The organism is Collimonas silvisoli (genome assembly GCF_018305005.1).
In the GTDB taxonomy this organism is placed as follows: domain Bacteria; phylum Pseudomonadota; class Gammaproteobacteria; order Burkholderiales; family Burkholderiaceae_D; genus Collimonas; species Collimonas silvisoli.
This window is the reverse complement of the sequence record NZ_JAGQEG010000189.1, coordinates 1-3832: the sequence shown is the minus strand read 5'-3', so window position 1 is coordinate 3832 and position 3832 is coordinate 1. Positions and strand designations below refer to the sequence as shown.

The 3832-nt window shown below is 55.9% G+C and carries 2 protein-coding genes and 1 pseudogene; all 3 read left to right on the top strand.

Annotation, left to right across the window (positions count from 1 at the left end):
* A partial coding sequence (locus tag KHU33_RS25675; protein ID WP_211468310.1) for an ExbD/TolR family protein occupies window positions 1-275 on the top strand: 275 nt, incomplete at its 5' end.
* A gap of 145 nt (window positions 276-420) precedes the next feature.
* The gene (locus KHU33_RS25670) at window positions 421-2805 is read left to right on the top strand and encodes a TonB-dependent receptor (protein WP_211468308.1); all 2385 of its coding nucleotides are present in this window, start codon (window positions 421-423) and stop codon (window positions 2803-2805) included.
* A 450-nt stretch (window positions 2806-3255) separates the two neighbouring features.
* Window positions 3256-3832 (top strand): annotated as a pseudogene (locus KHU33_RS25665) (polygalacturonase); the annotation flags it as partial.

Here is a 3832-nt window from a genome sequence, read left to right as displayed (position 1 = left end):
GTAATCCGCCGCCGCCGTTGGCATTGCCGGTGGTGGACACGGTGGACATCGATCCGACCGGCACGGTGATGTGGAACGGTACGCCGATGGCCAGCCGTACCGAACTGGAAGATCGCTTGAAGGGCGTCGTTGCCGGCGGCAATATCGATGAGGTGCACCTGCGTCCGAACAAGGCGGTGGAGTACAAGTCGGTGGCGGCGGTGATGGCGTCGGCGCAGCGGCTGGGCGTGACCAAGATCGGCATTGTCGGCAATGAGCAGTTCATGGGGAATTAAATTTCTGCAGGATGCATATAAGGTGGTAGTCGCTCAAAAACCACACATCGTAATGATCACGCGGTAGTTGTCATCACTCTGTAATTGAAGCTGGTTAGGCTCTCGCACGGTTGCACAGCCTCCTCTTTTTTTTCAAAGGTTATTGATGAACAAGTATTCGCATACGGCACTGCGCCGTAAATCCTCCTACATCACTTTCGCCGTTTCGGCCCTTTGCGCTGCCGCGACTAGCGGCCACGCATATGCTCAGACAGTCACCGCAGCGGCTGCACCGGAGGCTGACGGCGGCCAGGTGACAACCGTAGAAATTTCCACACGCAAGACACGTTCGACAGTGTCCATGAGCGGCAATGAAATCCAGAAAATTCTTCCCGGCGTCAATCCGCTGAAAGCGCTGGAAACACTGCCAGGCGTCAGCTTCCAAACCGCTGATCCTTGGGGTAATAACGAGCAAAACCTGTCGCTGTTCGTGCATGGCTTCAACGGCCAGCAACTAGGCTACACGATGGACGGCGTGCCGCTCGGCGACCAGCAATACGGCAACTACAATGGCTTGTCGCCGCAGCGCGCCGTTACCAGTGAAAATGTCCGCAGCGTTGTACTTTCAACCGGCGCCGGTGATCTTGGCACTGCATCGACCAGTAACCTCGGTGGCGCTATCGAAACCTTTTCCAGCGACCCGCTGATGAAGCACAACGTCAACGTGCAGCAGACAGTCGGCAGCCATAACACCTCACGCACTTTCATCCGCGTTGATACCGGAGAATTTGGTAGCGGTAACAGCGCCTACATTTCAGGCCTGCACCACGAAGCAAGAGCCTGGGATTTTAACGGTCGCCAGAGCAACGACCAGATCAACGCCAAGTTTGTCCACAACGGCAGTGCCGGCAAGCTGACCTTGTACGCCGACTACTCCGACAAGACCGAGCCGAACGAAGATTCCATCGTGCACGTTGCAGGCGAGAAGAGCGCGCCCTACACCCGCCCATTCCTGTATCCGGATTTCCCGGCTGCGTTGGCCTATTTATCGCCAACCGGCGCCACCCCAGCTGCGGACGGCAGCAATTACCGCAACTATTACAGCGATGCGCAGCGCACTGATTTCCTGACTTATGCCAAGTACGAGGCCAATCTGACCGACAACCTGACTTGGACCAACCAGATCTACTTCCATCACGACGATGGCGTGGGCGTAGTGGCGGGGCCGATCGGCGCGGCCGGTTTGCCGGCGCTGTTCTCCGTGTACTATCCAAATCAGAACCTGAAACAAATCTTCGGCAACTCCGGTTACGCCACCCGCACCACCGAATACACAATCAACCGCGATGGCTACCTGTCGACCCTGCAATGGGAAGTAGGCAACCACAAAATCGAGTCGGGTGTCTGGCTTGAGCACAACCGTTCGGAAGCATACCGGCGCTGGTATGCGTTGGACGTCAACAATCCGAGTTCACCGTACACACGTCCTTCCGGCCCGCTGATCACCCAATACGGCAGCGGCATCGACAACAAAGTGGCCCAGTTCCATCTGCAGGACGAATGGAAGTTGCGTCCGAATCTCGTTCTGCAAGCAGGCTTTAAATCCAGTCTGCAATTTGCCGATGGCGAATTCCCGGTGCAAGAAGCGCCGGCAGCGATCGGCAACGGTTCGAAAGCCTTGCCGGTCGGCGAGATAGTCAGCAAGAATTGGTTCCTGCCGGGTGTGGGCATGCGCTGGAATCTGTCGCCGCAAGACCAGGTGTTCGCCAATATTCAGAAAAACATGCGGCAATTCGTCACCTACGGCGCGGGCGGCGCATCGCCTTGGAGCCTGGCCAGCCAGCAAGCGTTTGACTTGTTCAAGTCAACTGCAAAACCGGAAACTTCGGTCACCTACGAGCTGGGCCTGCGCGACACCCGCCAACTGGACTGGGGCGTGATCAAAGCCTTCGACGGCCAGATAGACCTCTATCATGTCGATTTCAGCAACCGGCTGCTATCGATCAGCCCAACCCCGGTGATCAGCGCCATTGTGGGAGGCAACCCCATCCTTGCCAACGTCGGCAGCGTCAAAACCGACGGTGTAGATCTGGCCGGCACCTTGCATTTCGGCCATAACATTTCGTTCTACGACGCTATCTCATACAACAGGTCCAGATACGAAGACAACTACGCCTCGGGCAGCAGCGTGGTCCAGACCGCTGGCAAGACCGTACCGGGTACTCCAACCTGGATGAATAAATTCGTTGGCACCGCCACCGTCAGCGGTGTCGAGATACAGCTGATCGGCGATTTCGTCGGCAAACGATATGCGACTTACACCAACGACCTCCATGTGAGCAGTTATTTCCTGATGGGTCTGAACCTTTCAGGCAAGTTGCCGTACATGGGCGACTTGCTGAAAAATCCACGATGGAACTTCAATGTGACCAATTTGGCTAACCGCGAGGGCCCGCTAGAAGTGGTTGTAGGCGCCGCAAGCGGCACCTACAATACCTATCCGATCCCGCCACGCCAAGCTTTCCTTACCCTGAAGGCAGATTTCTATTGATGCCTGGAATGTATCGTTGCGTGGTTTTTAGCATCGTCGGCGCTCGCGGCCGATGTTATTGACAAGGGCGGCCTGCGATTGGCCGAGCATGAATTCGACTTTACCAAAAATGAAGTCTCATGGCGCCGTGAAATAGCTAGCCGCCCCTTGTTGGACTCACGGCAGGGAAAACCTGTTTTCTGCTTGGTTCGTTCTGCTTGCGCCACATCTGGATTCTGGCTTCTAACTCGTCGACCAGGTGATCGAGTTCTTTAAATGATTGAGGTAATTTTTACCTGCTGGCCATCGAGTTTATTTGCCATCGGGAAGGAAATCCCTACCCTCATTTAGGGATTGCTTGATTGCAATTTGTTTTGATATTGCTCACGATTGATCACTGAAGAAGGGCTTGCATTTTGAGATGCGGAACAGGCAAGCCGGCCACTCAATATCATTCTGGAGAAGAACCATATGAAATGTTCCAAGCATGGCCGTCGCTACCTTATCGGCTCTCTGAGCTTGTTCCTCGCGGCCTTCAGCGCAGCCGGTCCAACTTGCGTTTATGCCGCGTCCGTGTCTACCCAATGGGGAACCGTGGCGGAACCGGCGTTGCCTGCAACAGTGTGCCAGCCGCTTGCGGCCACGCTCACGCCGGTCAATGGTTCGATTGATGCTGTCGATGGCGTTCCAAGCAATTCCCAGCCGGACGCAAGCCGCATTCAGGCTGCAATTGACGCTTGTCCTGCTGGAGGAGCGGTCAAGCTGGTCCAAGGTTCATCAGGTCAATCCGGCTTTCTCAGCGGCCCGCTGAAACTGAAATCGGGCGTCACGCTGTGGATCGATACGGGCGTTACGCTATTTGCTTCACGCAACCCGAAAGATTACGACAACGGTGTCGGTACATGCGGCACGGCCACGGCCAAGAATGTCCAATCGTGCAATCCATTGATTCTAGCCAATAGCACGACACAAAGCGGCATCGTGGGCGGCGGCATCATAGATGGCCGGGGCGGCAGCCTGCTCACCAACGGGCCAAACGCGAACCACC